This window comes from Paenibacillus pasadenensis (genome assembly GCF_002864175.1).
Classification (GTDB): domain Bacteria; phylum Bacillota; class Bacilli; order Paenibacillales; family Paenibacillaceae; genus Paenibacillus_O; species Paenibacillus_O pasadenensis.
Genome location: NZ_NFEZ01000004.1, coordinates 1,512,011 through 1,527,581 on the forward strand (window position 1 = coordinate 1,512,011; position 15,571 = coordinate 1,527,581).

General features: G+C 64.2%; 14 protein-coding genes. 11 read left to right on the plus strand and 3 right to left on the minus strand.

What is annotated here, in order from left to right; all coding sequences use genetic code 11:
- Positions 1–58: 58 nt before the first annotated feature.
- The 3 genes from B8V81_RS16100 to abc-f all read right to left on the minus strand — a co-directional run bounded on the left by B8V81_RS16100 (position 59) and on the right by abc-f (position 4,726).
- Entirely contained in the window at positions 59–1,135 is a 1,077-nt protein-coding gene (locus tag B8V81_RS16100; RefSeq protein ID WP_101808745.1) for a phosphodiester glycosidase family protein, read from the minus strand.
- Positions 1,132–1,563, minus strand: a complete 432-nt coding sequence (locus tag B8V81_RS16105; RefSeq protein WP_084137582.1) for a hypothetical protein — start codon at positions 1,561–1,563, stop codon at positions 1,132–1,134. The genes B8V81_RS16100 and B8V81_RS16105 overlap by 4 nt, the downstream gene beginning before the upstream one ends.
- A 1,222-nt stretch (positions 1,564–2,785) precedes the next feature.
- Positions 2,786–4,726, minus strand: coding sequence for a ribosomal protection-like ABC-F family protein (abc-f, locus tag B8V81_RS16110; RefSeq protein ID WP_101808746.1), 1,941 nt, complete (start codon positions 4,724–4,726; stop codon positions 2,786–2,788).
- Between the two features lie 141 nt (positions 4,727–4,867).
- Between abc-f and B8V81_RS16115 the strand changes: the two genes are divergently transcribed.
- The 11 genes from B8V81_RS16115 (at position 4,868) to cysK (ending at position 15,489) form a co-directional block, all read left to right on the plus strand.
- Positions 4,868–5,500 carry a 5-formyltetrahydrofolate cyclo-ligase gene (locus B8V81_RS16115; protein ID WP_180968468.1) on the plus strand — a complete coding sequence of 211 codons (633 nt, stop codon included), beginning with the start codon at positions 4,868–4,870 and terminating at the stop codon, positions 5,498–5,500.
- A complete protein-coding gene (gene moaC / locus B8V81_RS16120; RefSeq protein WP_101808748.1) occupies positions 5,497–6,006 on the plus strand; it encodes a cyclic pyranopterin monophosphate synthase MoaC in 510 nt (169 codons plus the stop codon). Before B8V81_RS16115 ends, moaC begins: the two co-directional genes overlap by 4 nt.
- A gap of 18 nt (positions 6,007–6,024) precedes the next feature.
- Positions 6,025–6,519, plus strand: coding sequence for a MogA/MoaB family molybdenum cofactor biosynthesis protein (locus B8V81_RS16125; RefSeq protein WP_028600594.1), 495 nt, complete (start codon positions 6,025–6,027; stop codon positions 6,517–6,519).
- Positions 6,516–7,529, plus strand: a complete 1,014-nt coding sequence (locus B8V81_RS16130) for a molybdopterin-binding protein (protein WP_101808749.1) — start codon at positions 6,516–6,518, stop codon at positions 7,527–7,529. Before B8V81_RS16125 ends, B8V81_RS16130 begins: the two co-directional genes overlap by 4 nt.
- A gap of 63 nt (positions 7,530–7,592) precedes the next feature.
- Positions 7,593–7,850: a twin-arginine translocase TatA/TatE family subunit gene (locus B8V81_RS16135; RefSeq protein ID WP_028600592.1), complete on the plus strand. Its 258-nt coding sequence runs from the start codon at positions 7,593–7,595 to the stop codon at positions 7,848–7,850.
- Between the two features lie 125 nt (positions 7,851–7,975).
- Positions 7,976–8,794, plus strand: a complete 819-nt coding sequence (tatC, locus tag B8V81_RS16140) for a twin-arginine translocase subunit TatC (RefSeq protein WP_244912774.1) — start codon at positions 7,976–7,978, stop codon at positions 8,792–8,794.
- A 272-nt stretch (positions 8,795–9,066) separates the two neighbouring features.
- A complete protein-coding gene (locus tag B8V81_RS16145) occupies positions 9,067–9,342 on the plus strand; it encodes a hypothetical protein (RefSeq protein ID WP_043111998.1) in 276 nt (91 codons plus the stop codon).
- 190 nt (positions 9,343–9,532) lie between these two features.
- The gene (groES, locus tag B8V81_RS16150; protein WP_028600589.1) at positions 9,533–9,814 is read left to right on the plus strand and encodes a co-chaperone GroES; all 282 of its coding nucleotides are present in this window, start codon (positions 9,533–9,535) and stop codon (positions 9,812–9,814) included.
- An 84-nt stretch (positions 9,815–9,898) separates the two neighbouring features.
- On the plus strand, positions 9,899–11,527 hold the full coding sequence (groL, locus tag B8V81_RS16155) for a chaperonin GroEL (RefSeq protein ID WP_028600588.1): 1,629 nt from the start codon (positions 9,899–9,901) through the stop codon (positions 11,525–11,527).
- A 297-nt stretch (positions 11,528–11,824) separates the two neighbouring features.
- Complete coding sequence (locus B8V81_RS16160) at positions 11,825–14,440, plus strand: rhamnogalacturonan lyase (RefSeq protein WP_052333623.1); 2,616 nt, start codon at positions 11,825–11,827, stop codon at positions 14,438–14,440.
- A gap of 119 nt (positions 14,441–14,559) precedes the next feature.
- Positions 14,560–15,489 carry a cysteine synthase A gene (cysK, locus tag B8V81_RS16165; RefSeq protein WP_028600587.1) on the plus strand — a complete coding sequence of 310 codons (930 nt, stop codon included), beginning with the start codon at positions 14,560–14,562 and terminating at the stop codon, positions 15,487–15,489.
- The last annotated feature ends 82 nt before the right edge of the window (positions 15,490–15,571 follow it).

Below are 15,571 nucleotides of genomic sequence, written 5' to 3' on the forward strand. Positions count from 1 at the left end.
GGTCTCGCCCCGTTCCGCGAAGCGAACGCTGCCGGTTTCGAATGCTCGCTCCGCTCCGCTACGAGAAGAACAGGAAGTTCGTCGCGACCGGACGCAGCGTCTTGTCCGAGGGGCGGTTGACGACGCGGCCGTCGAAGACGAGCGTCGACGAGCCGCCGCCGTCGAGGTTGTATCCGTCCACGGCCTTGAACCGGGACAGCAGGATCTGCATCTCGCGCAGCGTGGCGCCGGAGCTTCCCGACTCGTTGTAGCCGTCGGCGACGAGGAACAGCAGCTGGTTATCCTTGTAGCTCGCGACGACGGTGCGCGGAGCGCGGCCCGGACTGAGCTGCCACTTGGCTGGAATCGGCTGGGCGATGCCGTCCTTCATCAGGATCGGCACGAACGAGACGCCGAAGCGCGGCTGTTCCCGGTCGAGCTGCTCGCGCGTCGCGTACTTCCCGCCGATCAGCTTGCCTTGTTCGTTCAAGCCGACGAAAAACAGATCCTTGTACGACGGCTCGAAGCCGTTCACGTACTTCCCGCCCAGCACGGTCGTGCTGAGCGGATAGCGCCGCCCGTTGCCGTCGTCGGCGAAGCCTCCGGCATTGATGCCGACGGCGGCGCCGTAGCGCTTCGCGGCCGCGAGCGTCGTCTCGGCCTTGCCGGGCTTGTCCCCGCCGATGACGAGCTTCATCGCATCCTTGTCCTTGAGCCGGATCTTCAAGGCATAGGCGGTGAAATTCTGAGCCTTGATCGGGAACAGCTGCGCCGTCAGCCGATCCGACTGGATCGTCCGCGACGGGCTGCCGAGCGGCAGCGTGATGCGGCGGTCGTAGATCAGGAGCGGACGGCTGCTCTGCACGGCGGCCGTACTGGCGATCGCGCTCATGCGGCGCGCGGTCTGCGTGTAGAGCTCGGAGCCGCGCTTGATGGCGTCCGCGGTTTGGGCGGCGACGACGGCCGCTTCGTCGAGCGAGCCGCCGATGCGGGCGGCCGGCGCCGGATCCGCTGCCGGCTGCTGCGGGACAACCGCCGGACCGGCAGCGTCAGGCAGCTTCACCTCGACCTGGACCGCGAGCAGCAGCAGCAGCGCGCCGAGAAAAGGCGCGGTCGTCAGCAGCATCCAGCGATTGAGCCGCTGCACGCTCGTCATTTCAGCACGTCCAGATTCTTCTTGAGCTCGTCCAGCTGCTTCTGCACCTGGCTGAGCTGCGTGTACAGCTTGTTGCTGTTGTCGGTCTTGCTGCTGGCGTTGTCGCGGTTGAACGCGAGCAGCTCGTTCAGGCTGTCCACCTTGCCTTGCAGCTCGGCGAGCTGGCTCGCATAGCCGCTCTCAAGCTGCTGGAGGCGGGCGTCGTAGCCCGACTGCATCTCGGCGATCTGACGATCGGTCTGCTGCTGGATCTGGACGGCGAGCTCTTGCTGCAGGCGCTGCGTATAGAACCAGGCGCCGGCGACGCCGGCGGCGATGATGACGATCCAGGCGATCAGAAACGGCCACGGCGAGCGCTTCGAGGCGCGGCGCGGCACCGGAGGGTCGGCAGGGACAGAGGAGACGATGCGGGAATCGGTATTCATCATAACTTTCACCTCTCTTGCGGTGTTGCGGCTTCCGTCAGGGATTCATCGCTGCTGAAAATGGGACGAGCAGAAGGGCGGAATAGTTGCGCCGTCCTATCGGCGGAGCCCCTATTTTACCATACCGTTTCGGAAGATTCATCCAAACGGAGGTCCTATTATCGGCCGTCAGAGCGATTCGCGCTGAATCTGTGAATTGGGTGTGGGTATTGTGGATTCTGTGGATAAAATCCAGAGTCCATCCATGAGGGAAGGCGATCGCCTTAAATCTCCATCATACGTACCGTTTTATCCCCGTCCATCGAGTGAATTGTCCGACGATTATTCACGAGCTGTGGACAAACCTGTTGATAGTCGGGGGAATCCTCTAAAACAACGGCCGGACCACGACGCAAGGGCGCTGACGCAGCTGACCCGCATCGAAGTCATCGCGCGGAAAATGGACGAAGGCCCTCTGCCGGCTGCATGCAGCTGCGGCGGAGAGCCTTCTGATGTTGCGCTTGCCTCGCCCGCAGGGCGGAGTGACAAGCGGCCAAGCGGCTTGAGGCGCCGGATCGGCCTTATGACGACCCACGCTCGAGCAGCGGAGCACATGCGGCTGGCGGAGCGCCATAAGCGCTGCCGGCCGGGCTCGAGCGGGATTATTCCTGCTTCTTTTCCATAACCTACAGATGAAACTCGACCTGCTCGGTGTTGCGATGCCTTCAGGCGCCGGGCAACGTTCCGGCGAAAGGCCATCCAATACAACGGAAGCCCTACCTCTCTTCCGTCCTTGCGGCTCCGAAGACCGCGCCAGTGTGAATCAGAACTTCTAGCAACAGCTGGCAGGCTGATCAAGGGATTCAAGTAACGGCGGAATCGGGGAAAAACATGCGATTCCTGAAAGAAGGGGAATAGGCGGGTAATCAATAACTAACATCATACCACGAAGACCAGGATCTGGTCAAGAGCATGGGTTCAATAAAGGCAAAGCGCCGCAATCTTGAACAGGCTGCGCCTCAGCAAATGTCAGCAGCAGAACGAGGAAAGCCGCAAGCATCCTGAAATGGACGCTTGCGGCTATTGGTGCGCCGTTCCTTGACTCGGCACGCAGTCCCGTCCGTCGACAACGCCTCTCGTCCGTCGGCAACGCCTCTCGTCCGTCGGCAACGCCTCTCGTCCGTCTGTCATCGCCAGCTCGCCAGCCCGGCAGCTCCTCCCATTCGGCGGCCGTCAGCCCATGCCGTCAGGCCAGCAGCTCTTCCCATTCGGCGTAGGCCGCTTCCAGCTTGGCCTTGACCGATGCGAGCTCCTCCTGGATCGACTGGACCTGCACATAGTCCTGGTATACGTCCGGGTCGGCCAGCCGCTCCTCGAGCTCGCCGCTCTCCCCCTCCAGGCGGGCGATGTCCGCCTCGAGCTGCTCCAGCCGCCGCTGGCGCGCGCGCTCGTCGCGCTTCGCCTGCTTGTCCGCCTCGTACGAGCCGGCGCCGACCGGCTTGTCGGCTGCGGCTGCGGCCGCCGAGGCCGCGCTTTGCTTTGCTCCGGCTTCCAGCCGCAGCTCCTCCAGCTCTTTTTTCTTCTCGATCATGTCGTCGTAGTTGCCCAGGTAGTCGATCGTGCCGGTCGGCGTCAGCTCGATCATGCGCTCGGCGATCTTGTTGAGGAAGTAGCGGTCATGGGAAATGAACAGCAGCGTGCCCTCGTAATCGAGCAGCGCCGTCTCCAGCACTTCCTTGCTGTACAGGTCCAGATGGTTGGTCGGCTCGTCGAGGATGAGCACGTTGGCCTGCAGCAGCATCAGCTTGGCGAGCGCGACCCGCGCCTTTTCGCCGCCGCTCAGCGAGCCGACGCGCTTCTTGACGTCGTCGCCGCTGAACAGGAAGTTGCCGAGCACGGTGCGGATGCGCGCTTCCTCGACATGCGGGTAGGCGCTCCATACTTCCTCCAGCACGGTATTCGTCCCGCTCAGCTCGGTCTGCTCCTGATCGTAATAGCCGATCTTGACATGCGTGCCCCAGCGGATCGTGCCGGACAGCGGCCGCTGCTTGCCGATGAGCGCCTTGAGCAGCGTCGACTTGCCGATGCCGTTCGGCCCGACGAGCGCAGCCGTCTCGCCCCGCTCCATGCGCAGCGACACGTCCCGGAACACCGGCTCGGCGCGGTCCTCGTAGCCGACCGACAGCTCGCGCGCGTCGAGCACGTCGCGCCCGGTCGTGCGCTCCACCTCGAAGCGGAAATGCGCGCGCTTCAGGTCGCCCTGGGGACGGTCGAGCCGCTCCATGCGGTCCAGCGCCTTGCGCCGGCTCTGCGCGCGCTTGGTCGTAGAGGCGCGCACGAGGTTGCGGCGCACGAACTCCTCCATGCGGGCGATCTCGTCCTGCTGCTTCTCGAACTGCTTCATCGCCGATTCGAACTCGGCTTCCTTGAGCTCGACGAAGCGGCTGTAGTTGCCGGTATAGCGCTTGGCCTGATGGCGCTCGATCTCGATGATCGTGCCTACGGTCGCGTCGAGGAAGTAGCGGTCATGGGAGACGACGAGGATCGCGCCGGAGTAGCCGCGCAAATAATCCTCGAGCCAGGTCAGCGTCGCGATGTCCAGATGGTTGGTCGGCTCGTCGAGCATGAGCAGATCCGGCGCCTGCAGCAGGATGCGGGCGAGCGCGAGCCGCGTCTTCTGCCCGCCGCTCAGCGAGCGGATTGGGGTGGCGGGATCGGTCTGGCCGAAGCCCATGCCGTGCAGCACGCTCTTGATGCGGGTCTCGATCTCGAAGCCGCCTTGGTCGCGGAACCAGTCGGAGCGGCGCGCGTAGCGCTCGAGCGTGTCCTGGTAGCGCTTGTCGTCCTCGTGCAGCGCCGGATCGGCGATGTCGCGCTCGAGCTGGCGCAGCTCCTGCTCGGCTTCGAGCAGCGGGCCGAACACCGCCCTCATCTCCTCGATGATGCTGCGCTCGGACTGCAGCCCGCTGTTCTGGGCGAGATAGCCGACGCGCGTCTCCTTGGCGCGGTGGATGACGCCGCTGTCGCTGGACATCTGGCCCGCGAGGATCTGCAGCAGCGTCGACTTGCCGGCGCCGTTGACGCCGACAAGCCCGACGCGCTCGCGCTCCTGGATCTGGAACGTGATGCCGGACAATATGGTGGTGATGCCGTAGCTTTTCGTTAGGTCGTTGACTTGCAGCAGCATGGCCGGGCATGTTCCTTTCCGCAGAATGCTTCTATATATAAATGTAGAATACCGCAATCCGCCGCTATAATCGACCCTTATTGGCGAAACAAACCGCTCGGTGGTACACTATAGACAATTATGGCAGGAATGGTGGGTCCGATGATGGAATCCGGATCGGCGAAGTCCGCCGAGACCAAGAGGGAGCTGCGCCGGCGGCTGCTCGCCCTGCGCGACGGCTTGTCCGCGGCGGAGAGGGCGGAGGCTTCGCGCCTCGCCTGCCGCCATGCGGCCGAGTGGATCGAGTCTTCCGGCATCCGCAGCGTCATGGCGTTCGTCTCGTTCCGCTCGGAGCTGGACACGTCGGAGCTGCTGGAGTTCTGCTGGGCTCGCGGCCTGCGGCTGCTGCTGCCTCGCGCCGACATCGGCGCGAAGCGCCTGGCGCTGCATGCGGTGCGCTCGCGCGACGAGCTCGCTCCAGGCGCTTACGGCATCCTCGAGCCCGATCCCGGCCGAGCTGCCGAGGCGCCGGACGAGGCGCCGGAGGCGGTGTTCGTGCCGGGCGCAGGCTTCGACCGCTGCGGCGGCCGGATCGGCTATGGCGGCGGCTACTACGACCGCTTCCGCGCCGAGGCGCGCGATGCGGCGGGCGGGCGCTGGATCGGGCTCGGCTTCGCCGCGCAGCTCGTGCCGCAGGTGCCGATGGAGCCGCATGACGCCGCGCTCGACGGGCTGATCACGGAGCTGGGGCTCGTCTGGACGAACACGCATCCGCCGGAGGGAGGCCGATCATGACAGACCGTTCAACCGCATCGCCGCAGGAGCCGCTCAGCCATTTCAACGGGCAGGGGCGCGCGCGGATGGTCGACGTCTCGGACAAGGAGACGACGGCCCGCGCGGCCGTCGCCCGCACGTCGATCGCGATGGCCGAGGAGACGCTGGCGCGCATCAAGGCGGGCGACATCGCCAAGGGAGACGTGCTCGCGGTCGCCCAGGTGGCCGGCATCATGGCCGCCAAGAATACGTCGGCGTGGATTCCGATGTGCCATCCGCTGCCGCTGAGCGGCGTCGACATCTCGTTCGGCGACAACGGACGGGACGTGCTCACGATCGAGGCGGCCGTCCGCACCAAGGGGCCGACCGGCGTCGAGATGGAGGCGCTGACAGCCGTATCGGCCGCGGCACTCACCGTATACGACATGTGCAAGGCGATGCAAAAAGACATGGTCATCGGACCGACCGAGCTCGTCTCCAAGACGGGCGGCAAAAACGGCGATTACAGCCGGACAGATCGGGCATAGCGACGGGAGGAACGGAAGATGCGATGGAAGGTAGCGATTCTTACGGCGAGCGACAAGGGCTCGCGGGGCGAGCGGGAGGATACGAGCGCGCAGGTCATCCGCGAGCTCGTCGAGGAGGAGCTGGGCGGGAACATCGTCGATTACCGCATCGTGCCGGACGAGCAGGACGAGATCATGGCCGCGCTGATCGAGATGACCGGCTATTACGAGGCCGACCTCGTGCTGACGACGGGCGGCACCGGCCTCGGTCCGCGCGACATCACGCCGGAGGCGACGCTCAAGGTGATCGAGCGCGAGGTGCCGGGCATCTCCGAGACGATGCGCAGCAGCACGATGTCGCGCACCCGGCGCGCCATGCTCTCGCGCGGCGTGAGCGGCATCCGCGGCCGCACCCTCATCATCAATCTTCCCGGCAACCCCAAGGGCGTGCATGAGTGCCTGATGGCGGTCATCGACCAGCTGCCTCATGCGCTCGCCATCGTCTCCGGGCGGGAAGGGGAGCACGGCGCATGAGCATCCGCACGAGGTTGCGCGAGGTTCCCGTCGAGCAGGCGCTCGGCCTGCGGCTCGCGCATGACCTGACGCGCATCGTGCCCGGCTCGTTCAAGGGACGGGCGTTCGTCAAAGGCCATGTCGTGACCGAGGCCGACATCCCGGCGCTGCTCGACATCGGCAAGGCTCATCTCTATGTCATGGAGCTGGCCGAGGGCGAGCTCCATGAGGATGAGGCCGCGCTTCGCATGGCGGAAGCCCATCGCGGGGAACGGATCGAGCTGGGCCGTCCGCATGAAGGCAAGGTAGCGCTCAAGTCTTCGATCCAGGGGCTGGTCAAGATCGATCCGGCGTACGTGAACGAGATCAACGACCTCGGCGACATCGCCCTGGCGACCGTCGTCGGCGACCGCCTCGTGGAGGCGGGCGGCCAGGTGGCCGCGACCCGCGTCATTCCGCTAGTCGTGGAGGAAGCTCTCGTATCCCGCGTCGAGGAGCTGGCGGCGCGGTTCCGCGAGCGGCACGGCCGCGCGCCGATCGAGGTCAAGCCGCTGCGGCCGATGCGCATCGGCCTCATCACGACCGGAGGCGAGGTGTACAGCGGCCGCATCGAGGACCGGTTCGGTCCCGCCGTGCGCGCCAAGCTGGAGCGGCTCGGCTCGTCCGTGTCCGAGCAGGCGCTCGTCCCGGACGACCGGCAGCGGATCGTCGACAAGATCGTTGAGTACAAAGACAAGGAATATGATATGATACTGCTTACAGGCGGCATGTCCGTCGATCCCGACGACCGGACTCCAGGCGCGATCCGCGCCGCCGGCACCGACATCGTCCGCTACGGGACGCCGATGCTGCCCGGCTCGATGCTGCTCATGGGCTATCTCGGCGGGACGCCGGTGCTAGGCTTGCCCGGCTGCGTCATGCATGATCCCCATACTTCGTTCGACGTGCTCCTTCCGCGCCTGCTGGCGGGAGAGGAGATTCGCAGGGAAGACATCACCGCGATGGGATACGGCGGCCTGTACGGCTGCTGACGCCCTCCGCGCATTCAACAGCGGAACGGCCTGCCCGGGCCCGTTCTCAAGGAGGAACCGACAATGGGTGGTATTGGAGCTACTGGATTTCTGCTGCTGGCGGTCATCGCGCTGCTGCTGTTCGGACCGAACAAGCTGCCGGAGCTCGGCCGCGCCTTCGGCCGCACGCTCAAGGAATTCAAGGCCGGCACGCGCGAGCTGATGGCCGAGGACGACGACCAGGCGAAGCGCCCGGCTTCGTCCTCCCGGATCGAAGTATCCGGCAGCGAGGGCGCGCAGCCCGAAGCGAGCCGTGCCGAAGCCCGCCGGCTGCCGGAGTAGCCGGCTCGCATCGGCGCATGACCGCGCGGAAGCCCGAGGCTTCCGCTTTTTCATTGAATCCCTGCCAGGTCGGGACGCTCGCGGCGCGGGCTTGCCGGCATATGGCTGCATAAGGAGGACCTCGTATGGCCAGCCGTCCCCCGGACGGATCCTCGCCGCTGCGCAAGCGGATGAGCGAGGAGGGGCTCATGTCCCTGATGGAGCATCTCGGCGAGCTGCGCAAGCGCCTGTTCGTCGTGGTGCTCGTGCTGATCGCGGGACTCGTGCTCGGCCTTTTTCTCGCCAAGCCGATGTACGGGTATCTCACGACGACCGAGCAGGCCCGCGAGATCGGAGGATTCCATACGTTCTCGCTGTGGGACGGCATCGGCATCTACATGAAGTTCGCCTTCATCATCGCGCTCGTCCCCGTCGTCCCGCTCGCGTTCTACCAGCTGTGGGCGTTCGTCAAGCCGGCGCTGCGCAAGCATGAGCAGACCGCCGCGCTGCGCTACGTGCCGTTCGCGCTGCTCATGCTGCTGATCGGGATCAGCTTCTCCTATTTCGTCGTCTTTCCGATGGCGTTCCATTTCACGTCGGAGATCTCCCGCAGCCTCGGCCTTGAGGAGACGTACGGCATCGTGCAGTACCTGACGTTTCTCGTGAACATCGTCGTGCCGATCTCGCTGCTGTTCGAGATGCCGGTGCTGTTCATGTTCCTGACGGCGATCCGCATCCTGACGCCGGCCGGCCTGCGCAAGATGCGCCGCGTCGCCTACTTCGGGATGGTCGTCATCGGCGTCGTCGTGACGCCGCCGGATGTCGTGTCCGACCTGCTCGTCGCGATCCCGCTCATCCTGCTGTACGAGGTGAGCATCTACATGTGCGACCGCATCCATCGCAAGCAGCTGCGCAAGGATGCCGAGTTCGAGAGCCGCTACGAGTCGGCGGCGCTGAGCGAATAGCTCCGATCGAGCCTGGCGCGGCCCCGAGCTTTGCAGCCCCGTTTTCCGGATTTCCGGAGGACGGGGCTTTTTTCATGAAAAAGACATAAAGCGGGCATAATAAGGCTTGAGATTGGCGGAGTCAAGACCAGGGTAAGGGAAAAGAAGGCGCATAATCCGGAATTCGTGACATAGATATGATGGAAATGTGAAAAAAGTTTGAACATCGATGCTCGACTATGGTATAGTGGATGCAAGAAAACACTTACAATCTTGAACGGGATGTGACAAGCATGGCTAAAATGATGTCCGTGAAACCGGTACAGCAAACGAAGAATGCGGTCGATCGTCTCTTCCAATTCATGAATATGATGGCGTGGACCTGCTTGCTGATCGGAGTCGTGACCTCCCTTTGGAACATCACCCACTTTAGCGATACGAACATGACGCTGATGGTCGGCATCGGATTCCTCATCGGCAGCGTGTTCATCTATACGTCCGGAGCAGCCCTTCACCTCGTCTCCCACAAGCTCGAGCAGCTGGAGGATCGACCGGAAGACCGTTTCTGACCCCTGCAAGAAGCCGCGCCAGCGCGGCTTCTTTTTTTTTTGAACTCAAGACCTCTTTTTTTGAAGACAAAGATGGGGGTGCCCCCTTGAAATTGTTCGGCAGTTTGAGTATGATAAAAACTGTTATTAGCACTAGACTCCAACGAGTGCTAATAAAATGACAAATTTCGATCAAGGAGGCTATTTTTTCATGATCAGACCTTTGGGTGAACGCGTATTGGTTGAACCGATCGCCAAGGAAGAGACGACTGCGAGCGGCATCGTGCTGCCTGACACGGCAAAAGAGAAGCCGCAAGAAGGCAAAGTCGTAGCTGTAGGCAGCGGAGCTCTGAAGGACGGCGTTCGCGTCGAGCTGGAAGTGAAGGTCGGCGACCGCGTTCTTTTCTCCAAGTATGCAGGCACGGAGATCAAGTACGAAGGCAAAGAGTATTTGATTATGAAAGAAAGCGACATCCACGCGATCTTCGGCTAAGCTGCATCGGCTTGCCGGCGCTATAGAGGCTCGGCTTTCATACTTAGGACCACAATCCAATCATCACTCGGGAGGTAACGAACGATGGCGAAAGAAATCAAGTTCAGCGAAGACGCTCGCCGCGGCATGCTGCGCGGGGTGGATGCTCTGGCGAATGCAGTAAAGGTGACGCTCGGACCGAAAGGCCGCAACGTCGTGCTCGAGAAGAAATTCGGCAGCCCGCTCATCACCAATGACGGCGTATCCATCGCAAAAGAGATCGAGCTCGAAGATCCGTTCGAAAACGCGGGCGCTCAGCTCGTCAAAGAAGTCGCGACCAAGACGAACGACGTCGCCGGCGACGGCACGACGACCGCGACGGTGCTCGCCCAGGCGATCATCCGCGAAGGCCTGAAAAACGTGACGGCGGGCGCGAACCCGATCGTCCTGCGCAAAGGCATCGAAAAAGCGGTCCGCGCTGCGGTCGAGGAGCTGAAAAACATCTCCAAGCCGATCGAGGGCCAGCAGTCGATCGCTCAAGTCGCTGCGATCTCCTCCGGCGACGAGGAAGTCGGCCAGCTGATCGCCGAAGCGATGCAGAAGGTCGGCAACGACGGCGTCATCACGGTCGAGGAGTCCAAAGGCTTCTACACCGAGCTTGAAGTCGTAGAAGGCATGCAGTTCGACCGCGGCTACGTCTCCCCGTACATGATCACCGATACGGACAAGATGGAAGCGGTGCTCGACAACCCTTACATCCTCATCACCGACAAGAAGATCTCCAACATCCAGGAGATCCTGCCGGTGCTCGAGAAGGTCGTCCAATCCGGCAAGCAGCTGCTGATCATCGCGGAAGACGTGGAAGGCGAAGCCCAAGCGACGCTGATCGTCAACCGTCTGCGCGGCACGTTCACTTGCGTCGCCGTCAAGGCTCCTGGCTTCGGCGACCGCCGCAAAGCGATGCTCGGCGACATCGCCGCTCTGACGGGCGGCCAAGTGATCACCGAGGAGCTTGGCCTGGACCTCAAGTCCACGACGGTCGAGCAGCTCGGCTCCGCTCGCCAGATCCGCGTGACCAAAGAGAACACGATCATCGTGGACGGCGCCGGCGACAAGACGGACATCGAAGTCCGCGTGAAGCAGATCCGCGCCCAGCTGGAAGAAACGACGTCCGACTTCGACCGCGAGAAGCTGCAAGAGCGTCTGGCGAAGCTGTCCGGCGGCGTAGCCGTCATCAAGGTCGGCGCTGCGACGGAAACCGAGCTCAAAGAGCGCAAGCTGCGCATCGAAGACGCTCTGAACTCCACGCGCGCTGCCGTTGAAGAAGGCATCGTATCCGGCGGCGGCACGGCTCTCGTGAACGTATACAGCGCCGTTGCGGCTCTGGACGTGACCGGCGAAGAGAAGACCGGCGTCAACATCATCCTGCGCGCTCTGGAAGAGCCGGTCCGCACGATTGCGACCAACGCAGGCGTAGAGGGCTCCGTCATCGTCGAGCGCCTCAAAAAGGAACCGGTCGGCATCGGCTACAACGCCGCTACCGGCGACTGGGTCAACATGTTCGAAGCCGGCATCGTCGATCCGACGAAGGTGACGCGTTCCGCGCTGCAGAACGCCGCTTCCGTAGCGGCTGTCGTCCTGACGACCGAAGCGGTCGTCGTCGACAAGCCGGAGAAGGATAAGCCGGCCATGCCAGACATGGGCGGAATGGGCGGCATGGGCGGCATGATGTAAGTGCCGGGCCAACTAGCCTGATCCAGCAAGAGAAGAAGACGGGACCTTTCGAGGTCCCGTCTTTTTTTTAATTCGGCTCTATGTTGCTGGCTCTGCTGGCGCGTTTCGCATCCGCGCAAGCCGGATCGCTTTTAGCACAACCACTGATTTATGATCAAAAACCTCTCCCGTATGCATGGAAACGAATGGATAACGATTTTACAATAGGGACTAGACCCGGGAAGGAGGTCAGCGGTCAAGCTGGAGCAACACGTCAATTGAAAGCGCAACCATTCATACGGCGAGGGGAGCTTGGATATGACGAAACGATTCAAACCCGGAAGGCGAGCGGCCGCGATCGGCCTGGCGGCGACGATGCTGGCGACGGGCGCGGCTTCTGGCGCAGGGGCATCCGCGCAGCCATCGGCTGCGGCGTCCGCGAGCGCGACTGCCGGTAAATCGCATTCGCCCGCAAAAGCGAGCTACCAGATGGAGTATCTGGACCGCGGGCTTGTCGCTGCGGCGACGTCGGAGGGGGTGTTCCTGAGCTGGCGCCTGCTCGCGGGAGAGGAAGGGGCGGCCCGCGCGGGCAAAGATGCCGGCACGACGTTCCAGGTTTACCGGGATGGGCGCAAGCTGGCGGAGGTGAAGGACAGCACGAACTACGTGGACCGCGGCGGCTCGGGCAGCTCGGCGTATAGGGTCGTCGCCGTACGCGGCGGCAAGGAGAGGAACGAAAGCGCGTCCGTCCGACCATGGACGAACGCCTATCTGGACCTCAAGCTGCGCAAGCCGGCGGACGGCGTCACTCCGGTCGGCGAGGCGTACACGTACAGCGCGAACGACATGAGCGTCGGCGATGTCGACGGGGACGGGCAGTACGAGTTTTTCGTCAAATGGGACCCGTCGAACTCCAAGGATGTGTCGCAGATCGGCTATACGGGCAACGTCTACATCGACTGCTATCGCCTCGACGGCACGCTGCTCTACCGCTATGATCTCGGCGTCAACATCCGGGCCGGAGCGCATTATACGCAGTTCCTCGTCTACGATTTCGACGGCGACGGCAAGTCGGAGATCATGTTCAAGACCGCTCCGGGCACGAAGGTCACGACATATGCGCCGGACGGCAGCGTGCGCAAGGAAGCCTACGTGACGATGCCGAAGGCGGACGTCTCGGCCGGATACAGCCATCAGGACGACTATCGCTTGAGCAAGCAAGGCTACTACGATCATGTCGTGAAGCTGTTCCGCGAGTGGCATCAGCAGCCGGAGGTCAAGGACGGCAGCTGGCCGGCGACGCTGGAGGAGGCTTTCGGCATCGAGCCGAAGTTCAGCTACCCGCTCTCTTTGGAGGACGCGAGAGAGCTGGCCGATTACTTCATGGACGTGTACGCGCCGGCGCGCAGCGCGCGCAACAATTTGCGGGCGTTCGAGGGCTTCATCGTCGACGGTCCGGAATACTTGAGCGTATTCGACGGGCGGACGGGAGCGGAGCTGCAGACGATTCCGTACAAGCCGGGCCGGGAAGACGACGGCCTGCGCTGGGGCGATTACGCGATGGCCCGGATCGAGCCCGGCAACCGCGTCGACCGCTTCCTGGCCGGCGTCGCTTATTTGGACGGCAGCAAGCCGTACGCCGTGTTCGCCCGCGGCTACTACACCCGCTCGACGCTCGTTTCCTACGGCTGGGACGGCAAGCGGCTGCGAGAATACTGGTACGTGGACAGCGGCTGGACGCCGATGACGAATCCGTTCAACGACGGTCCTCACGGCCGCGACGGCACGGATCCGGAGTTCGGCTCGCTGACGACGCAGGGCTTCCACTCGATGAGCGCGGCCGACGTGGACGGCGACGGCAGGCAGGAGATCGTCTACGGCTCGGCGACGATCGACGACGACGGCTCGCTGCTGTACAGCTCCAAGGCGCTCATGCCTGCGGAGAGCGCCCAGCCGGGCGAGACGGCTCGTCTCGGCCATGGCGACGCGATGCATGTCGGCGATCTGGATCCGCAGCGGCCTGGCCTCGAGATCTTCACGGTCCACGAAGGCGGGGCGTACGCGCCTTACGGCTATGCGATGCGGGACGCGGCGACGGGGAGCGTGCTGTGGGGCGGCTACACCGGCAAGGATACCGGCCGCGGCATGGTCGGCGACGTCGATCCGTCCCAGCCGGGGTACGAGGCCTGGGCCGGCGTGCCGCTCGCTCCGGCGGGGGCGCTGTGGAACGCGAAAGGCACGCAGATCGGCAGCAAGGCTCCCGGCACGAACATGAGCATCCGCTGGGCGGCGGACGGCACGACGCAGATCGTCGACGGTGCGATCGACGTCACGCCGACGATCCAGGACTGGCGCCGCGGCACGCTGCTGACGGCTGAGGGGACGAAGACGAACAACGGCACGAAGGGCAATCCGGGCCTCGTCGCCGATGTCTTCGGCGATTGGCGCGAGGAGCTGCTCGTCCGCACGGCGGACAGCTCCGCCATCCGGATCTACCTCAGCACGGAGCTTGCGAGCCGCAAGCTCGTGACGCCGATGCTCGACCCGCAGTACCGGGCCGAAGTCGCGCGTCAGAACACGACCTACAACCAGCCGTCGTATCCGAGCTACTATTTCGGCTCGGACATGGATTGGTCTGCGGTCAAGTCGGCGTCGATCCGGCAGCCGGGCCTGCTGGCGCAGCTCGGCCGGCAGCTGCAGCACTATGCCGGAGCAGGCGAGCTGTCGGGGCCGATCGTGAAGCAGCTTGAAGCGTCGTGGGAGCAGGCTTGGCGGCATGACGAAGCCGGCCGCGCCGAGCAGGCGGCCAAGGCGCTGGAGAAATTCCGCATCCAGCTGGAGAAGAGAGGCTCCAAAGACAAAGTCTCCCGCGCCGCAGGGCTGAACTTGGGCGATCTGGCGGAGCAGCAGCTGGAGCAGTGGAAAAAGCGCTGAAGCAGGACGGGCATGCCGCATAGCGGCAGACGCAGAGGCGGTTCGGGGAGGCCGGTTGATTCCGGCCTCCTCTTCCTTTACGATGGGTCATATCGCAAAAGGAAGAGGAGGGGCAGACCATGCCGCCTAGAATCGTCCGCTCCGTCACGGAGCTGATCGGGGACACGCCCGCCGTGCGGCTGAACCGCCTGGCCGGCCCGGAGCTGGCCGAAGTCTGCGTCAAGCTGGAGAGCTTCAATCCGAGCGGGAGCGTGAAGGACCGCGCCGCCGCCAATCTCATCCTTGAAGCCGAAAAATCCGGACGGCTGCTGCCCGGCGGCACGATCATCGAGCCGACAAGCGGCAATACCGGCATCGGACTGGCAATGAACGCGGCCGCTCGCGGCTACCGCGCGATTCTCGTCATGCCGGACAACGCGACCAAGGAGCGGATCGGCATCCTCCGCGCTTATGGGGCAGAGGTCGTGCTGACGCCGGCAGCCGAGCGGATGCCGGGCACGATCCGCAAGGCGGAGGAGCTGGCCGCCGGCATCCCGGGAAGCTTCATCCCGCAGCAGTTCGAAAACCCCGCCAACCCCGACGCGCATCGCTTGACGACGGCCGCGGAAATCTGGGAGCAGATGGACGGCCGGCTGGACGCCTTTGTCGCGACGGCCGGCACGGGCGGCACGATCACCGGCACCGGGGAGGAGCTGAGGCGCCGGCTGCCCGGTCTCCGCATCGTCGTCGTCGAGCCCGCAGGCTCGCCGGTGCTGTCGGGCGGCGAGCCAGGACCGCATAAGCTCGTCGGCACGAGCCCGGGCTTCGTGCCTGCCATCCTCAACACGTCCGTCTACGACGAGATCGTGCAGGTGCAGGACGAGCAGGCGCTGGAGACATGCCGGCGGCTGGCGCGCGAGGAGGGGCTGTTGATCGGCCCGTCCGGCGGAGCGGCCGTCTGGGCGGCGCTGCGGGAGGCGGCCCGGCTTGGTCCGGGCAAGCGGGTGCTCTGCATGGCGCCGGACAGCGGCGAGCGGTATTTGAGCATGGGCGTGTTCGACGCCCCATGATCGCAGCCGCAGCCTCGGCCGCGAGCGCCCTTCGGCCTCCGCATCGGCAAGGCGGAGCGGGATCGCCGCCGCAGCCAGGCTA

Bases quoted from the DNA above. Each gene is read 5' to 3' on its own strand.
- B8V81_RS16100 (WP_101808745.1), bottom strand. From the start codon at position 1,135: ATGACGAGCGTGCAGCGGCTCAATCGCTGGATGCTGCTGACGACCGCG.
- B8V81_RS16105 (WP_084137582.1), bottom strand. From the start codon at position 1,563: ATGATGAATACCGATTCCCGCATCGTCTCCTCTGTCCCTGCCGACCCT.
- abc-f (WP_101808746.1), bottom strand. From the start codon at position 4,726: ATGCTGCTGCAAGTCAACGACCTAACGAAAAGCTACGGCATCACCACC.
- B8V81_RS16115 (WP_180968468.1), top strand. From the start codon at position 4,868: ATGATGGAATCCGGATCGGCGAAGTCCGCCGAGACCAAGAGGGAGCTG.
- moaC (WP_101808748.1), top strand. From the start codon at position 5,497: ATGACAGACCGTTCAACCGCATCGCCGCAGGAGCCGCTCAGCCATTTC.
- B8V81_RS16125 (WP_028600594.1), top strand. From the start codon at position 6,025: ATGCGATGGAAGGTAGCGATTCTTACGGCGAGCGACAAGGGCTCGCGG.
- B8V81_RS16130 (WP_101808749.1), top strand. From the start codon at position 6,516: ATGAGCATCCGCACGAGGTTGCGCGAGGTTCCCGTCGAGCAGGCGCTC.
- B8V81_RS16135 (WP_028600592.1), top strand. From the start codon at position 7,593: ATGGGTGGTATTGGAGCTACTGGATTTCTGCTGCTGGCGGTCATCGCG.
- tatC (WP_244912774.1), top strand. From the start codon at position 7,976: ATGGCCAGCCGTCCCCCGGACGGATCCTCGCCGCTGCGCAAGCGGATG.
- B8V81_RS16145 (WP_043111998.1), top strand. From the start codon at position 9,067: ATGGCTAAAATGATGTCCGTGAAACCGGTACAGCAAACGAAGAATGCG.
- groES (WP_028600589.1), top strand. From the start codon at position 9,533: ATGATCAGACCTTTGGGTGAACGCGTATTGGTTGAACCGATCGCCAAG.
- groL (WP_028600588.1), top strand. From the start codon at position 9,899: ATGGCGAAAGAAATCAAGTTCAGCGAAGACGCTCGCCGCGGCATGCTG.
- B8V81_RS16160 (WP_052333623.1), top strand. From the start codon at position 11,825: ATGACGAAACGATTCAAACCCGGAAGGCGAGCGGCCGCGATCGGCCTG.
- cysK (WP_028600587.1), top strand. From the start codon at position 14,560: ATGCCGCCTAGAATCGTCCGCTCCGTCACGGAGCTGATCGGGGACACG.